A 4,755-nucleotide genomic window follows, 5' to 3' on the forward strand; every position below is an offset into this window, starting at 1 on the left:
GATCACCGCGGCCGCCGCAGAGGTGGGCCGCACCATCGCGGCGAGGGCGCTGGTGTGCTTCACCATCTCGGGCTCAACGGCGCGGCGGGTGGCCCGCGAGCGCGCCGCCATCCCCGTGCTGTGCCTGACCCCCTCGCAGGCCACGGCGCGGCGCATGGCGCTGGTGTGGGGCGTGCACGCGGTGGTGACGCGCGATGTCACCAACTTCGAGGAGATGGTGGCCAAATCGAAGCGCATGGCGCTGCGCTCAGGCATCGCGCGCGGCGGCGATCCGCTGGTGCTGGTCGCCGGCGTGCCTTTCTCGACGCCGGGAACCACTAACGTCGTCCACGTCGTGCGGCTGACCGGGGACGAGCTGAAGGGCTACTAGGCCAGGAGGCCTGCGGCGGACAGCCGGGCTGTCAACCCTGCCGCACCATCGAACAGGTGGCCGTGAAAGCCGTTGGCCTCACTGGCCGCCACGTTGTCGGCCCGGTCGTCGACGAACAGCGCCTCGCCGGGCTTGAGGTCGAAGCGGCGCAGCGCGAGCGCGTAGATGGCCGGATCGGGCTTGGCCAGCCGCTCCTCACCCGAGACGATCACGCCGCGCAGCGGATCGATCAGCCGCGCGCCGGGGCGAAACCGTGTCCAGAATTCGGCCGAGAAATTGGTGATGGCAAACATAGGCACGCCGCGCGCGGCGAGACCCGCGATGATGGCGTCCATGCCGTGGATCTCGCCCGTGATTGTCTCGGTAAAGCGCGGGCCGAAGGCGCGGATCAGATCGGCTTCGGCCGGGAAGCGGTCGATCAGCTCGGCGCTGGTTTCGGCAAAGGGGCGCCCCAGATCATGCTGGAAATGCCATTCGGGGGTGACGACCGTGCGGCAGAACCAGTCCAGCCGCGCCGGATCATTGATCAGCTTGGCGTAGAGCGCGCGTATGTCCCAGCCATAGAGGACATTGCCGACGTCGAAGACGACTGCCTTCATGCGCCCTTCCATAAACGACAAAACCCCCGCCGGTGGGCGGGGGCATTGTCAACAACCGGCCCACCAGCGGCGGGCGGCACCGGATTCAACCCTGGCGGGCCTTGAAGCGGCGGTTGGTCTTGTTGATCACGTAGGTGCGGCCATGGCGGCGCACCACCTGGCAATCGCGGTGGCGGGCCTTCAGGCTCTTCAGGCTGTTGCGGATCTTCATGGCGTCATCCGAAGGTGAATCAGGTGGAAATGCGAGGTCGTGGCGCTAAGGGAGCAACGCGGCTTTGTCAACACGGATGGCAATGCGCTCCCCCCACCAATTGCCAGCCCCCCTGCCCTGTGAGACGCTATTGTCTGGCACAACAGTGCCAGCAGCGGGGGGAACGACATGGAACGGCGCAGCATAGACCCGACACCGTGGCTGCAACACTTCAACATGCACCACGCCATCGAGGTGAAGGGCGGCAGCCGCACCCTCTACCTCTCCGGGCAGACGTCCACCGATGCCGATGGCAGCCCACTGCATCCCGACGACCTGGTGGCCCAGTTTGCCTGCGCCTGGGCCAATCTGAAGGACGTGCTGGCCGCTGCCGACATGGCGCCGACCAACGTGGTGCGGTTGAACTTCTACACCACCGATGTCCCGGGCTTCATGGCGAAGGCCGGAGAGATCGTGCCCCTGTTTGCCGCCGACGGAGTGCAGCCGGTCTGCACGCTGCTGGGCGTGAGCGCGTTGTTCGATCCGGCGGTGATGGTCGAACTGGAGGCAACGGCCGTCGCCTGAGCAGCTTGCAGGCGTGCAACTGGCATGCCACCAAAGGCGTAACTGCTTCAGATGCAAACAGGCTGCAGGTGACGTGATGACCATGAAGCCCCTGATTCCGGTTTTGGCCGCGCTGGCGCTGGCCGCCTGTGCTGGCGGCCCGGCGCCCATCGAAGTCACACGCTTCCACCTGTCACAACCGCTGGCCGGGCAGACCATCGCGGTGGTGCCGCCCGAAGGCGTCGCCGCCGACAGCCTGGACTTTGCCACCCAGGCCAGCGCGTTGGCCGCCGAACTGGCCCGCGCCGGCTTCCAGCCGGTGGCCGCCGGGCAACCGTCAATGCTGCGCGCCACGCTGCGGCTGGAGAGCAGCAGCCGCGAGGAACAGCGCCAATCGCCGTTCAGCATCGGTATCGGCGGCATGACCGGCGGCCGCAATGTCGGCGTGGGCGGCGGCGTCGCGGTGCCGGTGGGCGGCAACCGCACCCGCACAGTCACCATGGCGACACTGTCGCTGCAGATCCGCCGCACTGCCGATGGCAGCGTGCAGTGGGAGGGCCGCGCCAGCGACACGGTTGACGGCAGCAACGCCATCGCTGCCGTGCCGCGCCTGGCCCGCGCGCTGCTGACCGGCTTTCCCGGCCCCAGCGGCCAGACCGTGCGCGTGAAGCCGGCGCCCTGATGGCGATCGGCATCGATGCCGGCTTTGATTCCGGCAACATCAAGGTCGAACGGATCAGCGGCCCGCACGAGATCGTGCTGAGCATCCGCAAGGATGCGCACAGCGATTTCTACCAATGGTTCCATTTCCGCCTGTCGGGCGCGCGCGGCCAGCGCTGCACCATCCGCATCATCGACCTCAATGGCAGCGCCTATCCCGATGGCTGGCCGGGCTATCGCGCCTGTGTCTCCGACGATCGCCAGCACTGGACCCGCGCCGAGACCAGTTTCGATGCGAAACAGGCTGGCGGCACGCTGATCATCACGGTGACGCCCGCCGTGGACCAGCTGTGGTTCGCCTATTTCGCGCCCTATAGCCTGGAGCGGCACCATGATCTGGTCGCCCGAATCGCGGGGCGGCCGGGGGTGAGGTCCGATGTGCTGGGCCACAGCCTCGATGGCCGCCCCATCGACCGACTGGTGATCGGCGATGGCCCCAGGCAGGTCTGGCTCTATGCCCGCCAGCATCCCGGCGAAAGCATGGCCGAGTGGTGGATGGAAGGTGCGCTGGAGCGGCTGACCGATCCGGCCGACCCTGTGGCCCGCCGCCTGCGCCAGTTGGCGACCATCCATGTCGTGCCCAACATCAACCCCGATGGCAGCTTCCGTGGCCATCTGCGCACCAATGCCGCCGGCGTGAACCTCAACCGCGAATGGCACGCGCCGTCGGCCGAACGCTCCCCGGAGGTGCTGTCCGTGCTGGCCGCCATGGACGCGACCGGCTGCCATCTCGCCATGGACGTGCATGGCGATGAAGCCATCCCGCAGGTGTTCATCGCCGGGTTCGAGGGCATCCCGGCGATCACCGACCGTCAGCTCACGTCCCTGCACGATTTCAAGGCCCGGCTGGCGCGGCTGTCGCCGGATTTCCAGACGGCGAAGGGCTATCCGGTGGCACGGCCCGGCACCGCCAACCTTGCCATGAGCACCAACCAGCTGGCGCAGCGTTTCGGCTGCCTCGCCATGACGCTGGAAATGCCGTTCAAGGACAATGACGACCTGCCCTGCGCCACATTCGGCTGGTCACCGGCACGTTCTATGCAGCTGGGCCGCGATTGCCTGGCGGCCATCCTGGAGACGCTTCCCGACCTTGGCTGAATGATGGGGTGACGCCCCTGCCGAAGGCCCATATCACGGGTCCAAAGGGAGAGACGCCATGGCCTATGAGCATATCCTGTTCGAGGAAGCGGACGGCATTGCCACGCTGACCATCAACCGCCCGCAGGCGCTGAACGCGCTGCACATCGGCGTGATTGCCGAGATGATCGATGCGGTGGACCGGGTGCGCGATGAAGGCACGGCGCGCGTGCTGGTGCTGACCGGGGCGGGCCGCGCCTTCTGTTCTGGCGCCGATCTGGCCGGCGGCGGTGCCGGTGGCGGCGCGCGCCGGGCCGGGCCGCCTGATGCCGGCGCCGTTCTGGAAACCCATTTCAACCCGCTGCTGGAACGGCTGTTCGCCCTGCCGGTGCCATTCATCACCTCGGTCAATGGCCCGGCGGCGGGCGCCGGATGTTCCTATGCGCTGGCCGGCGACATCGTGATTGCCGGGCGTTCTGCCTATTTCTTGCAGGCCTTTGTGAACATCGGGCTGGTTCCTGACGTGGGCTCCACCTGGCTGTTGCCGCGCCTTGCCGGGCGCGCGCGGGCACAGGCGATGATGATGCTGGGCGAGAAGATCCCGGCCGAAACCGCGGCGGACTGGGGCCTCGTCTACAAGGTGGTGGACGATGCCGACCTGGCCGCCACGACCCGTGCCGTGGCCGAGAAACTGGCGAAGGGGCCGACGCGCTCCTATGCACTCATTCGGCAGGGCATCCGCGAGTGCCTCGACAAACCGTTGAGCGAGGGGTTGATGGTGGAACGCCGCCACCAGCTCATCGCCGGGCGCACCGCCGATTTTGCCGAGGGTGTCACCGCCTTCCTGCAGAAGCGGCCCGCCCAGTTCACAGGCAAATAATCAGCCCATCACCAGCACCGGCTTGACCACGCGGCCGGCCACCATGTCGGCCACCGCATCGTTGATGGCGCTGAACGGATACTCGCGCACCAGCGGCGCGTGGTTGAAATGCCCGGCGCGGTGGCGGCCGATCAGCCACGGGATGAAGGCCTGCGGATCGGCATCGCCCTCGACCGCGCCGACCAGCTTGCGCCCGCCGAGCAGCGTGTTGGGGTTGAACGTCACCTCGGTGCCCGGCGCGGTCACCGCCAGCATCGCCAGTTGCCCGCGGCTGGCCAGCGCCTCGAGGCCGGCGCGGATCACCGGCGAGGCGCCGGTGGTGTCGATGACGCGATCCAGCCCCAGCGGCGCAATC

The 4,755-nt window shown here is 67.9% G+C and carries 7 protein-coding genes and 1 pseudogene; 5 read left to right on the forward strand and 3 right to left on the reverse strand.

Annotated features, from left to right (window positions below; all coding sequences use genetic code 11):
- Positions 1-370: pyruvate kinase alpha/beta domain-containing protein (locus tag GJV64_RS11545; protein ID WP_328799180.1), on the forward strand; the 370-nt coding region annotated here is incomplete at its 5' end.
- Here GJV64_RS11545 and GJV64_RS11550 read toward each other — a convergent pair.
- Positions 367-969, reverse strand: a complete 603-nt coding sequence (locus GJV64_RS11550) for an HAD family hydrolase (protein WP_235927717.1) — start codon at positions 967-969, stop codon at positions 367-369. The two genes, GJV64_RS11545 and GJV64_RS11550, sit on opposite strands and share 4 nt — an antisense overlap.
- An 85-nt stretch (positions 970-1,054) precedes the next feature.
- Positions 1,055-1,180 (reverse strand): type B 50S ribosomal protein L36, encoded by a 126-nt coding sequence (gene ykgO, locus GJV64_RS11555; protein WP_164157367.1) that lies wholly within the window; start codon positions 1,178-1,180, stop codon positions 1,055-1,057.
- Between the two features lie 168 nt (positions 1,181-1,348).
- Between ykgO and GJV64_RS11560 the strand changes: the two genes are divergently transcribed.
- The 4 genes from GJV64_RS11560 to GJV64_RS11575 all read left to right on the forward strand — a co-directional run bounded on the left by GJV64_RS11560 (position 1,349) and on the right by GJV64_RS11575 (position 4,400).
- Complete coding sequence (locus GJV64_RS11560; RefSeq protein WP_164157368.1) at positions 1,349-1,744, forward strand: RidA family protein; 396 nt, start codon at positions 1,349-1,351, stop codon at positions 1,742-1,744.
- A gap of 76 nt (positions 1,745-1,820) precedes the next feature.
- Positions 1,821-2,405: a DUF4136 domain-containing protein gene (locus tag GJV64_RS11565; protein WP_164157369.1), complete on the forward strand. Its 585-nt coding sequence runs from the start codon at positions 1,821-1,823 to the stop codon at positions 2,403-2,405.
- On the forward strand, positions 2,405-3,541 hold the full coding sequence (locus GJV64_RS11570) for a M14 family metallopeptidase (protein ID WP_164157370.1): 1,137 nt from the start codon (positions 2,405-2,407) through the stop codon (positions 3,539-3,541). The genes GJV64_RS11565 and GJV64_RS11570 overlap by 1 nt, the downstream gene beginning before the upstream one ends.
- Positions 3,542-3,599: 58 nt before the next feature.
- Positions 3,600-4,400, forward strand: a complete 801-nt coding sequence (locus GJV64_RS11575; protein WP_164157371.1) for an enoyl-CoA hydratase-related protein — start codon at positions 3,600-3,602, stop codon at positions 4,398-4,400.
- Here GJV64_RS11575 and GJV64_RS11580 read toward each other — a convergent pair.
- Positions 4,401-4,755 (reverse strand): annotated as a pseudogene (locus GJV64_RS11580) (NAD(P)-dependent alcohol dehydrogenase); the annotation flags it as partial.

The sequence above is a fragment of the Sandarakinorhabdus rubra genome (genome assembly GCF_010994245.1).
Lineage (GTDB): Bacteria > Pseudomonadota > Alphaproteobacteria > Sphingomonadales > Sphingomonadaceae > Sandarakinorhabdus > Sandarakinorhabdus rubra.

Bases quoted from the DNA above. Each gene is read 5' to 3' on its own strand.
- GJV64_RS11550 (WP_235927717.1), bottom strand. From the start codon at position 969: ATGAAGGCAGTCGTCTTCGACGTCGGCAATGTCCTCTATGGCTGGGAC.
- ykgO (WP_164157367.1), bottom strand. From the start codon at position 1,180: ATGAAGATCCGCAACAGCCTGAAGAGCCTGAAGGCCCGCCACCGCGAT.
- GJV64_RS11560 (WP_164157368.1), top strand. From the start codon at position 1,349: ATGGAACGGCGCAGCATAGACCCGACACCGTGGCTGCAACACTTCAAC.
- GJV64_RS11565 (WP_164157369.1), top strand. From the start codon at position 1,821: ATGACCATGAAGCCCCTGATTCCGGTTTTGGCCGCGCTGGCGCTGGCC.
- GJV64_RS11570 (WP_164157370.1), top strand. From the start codon at position 2,405: ATGGCGATCGGCATCGATGCCGGCTTTGATTCCGGCAACATCAAGGTC.
- GJV64_RS11575 (WP_164157371.1), top strand. From the start codon at position 3,600: ATGGCCTATGAGCATATCCTGTTCGAGGAAGCGGACGGCATTGCCACG.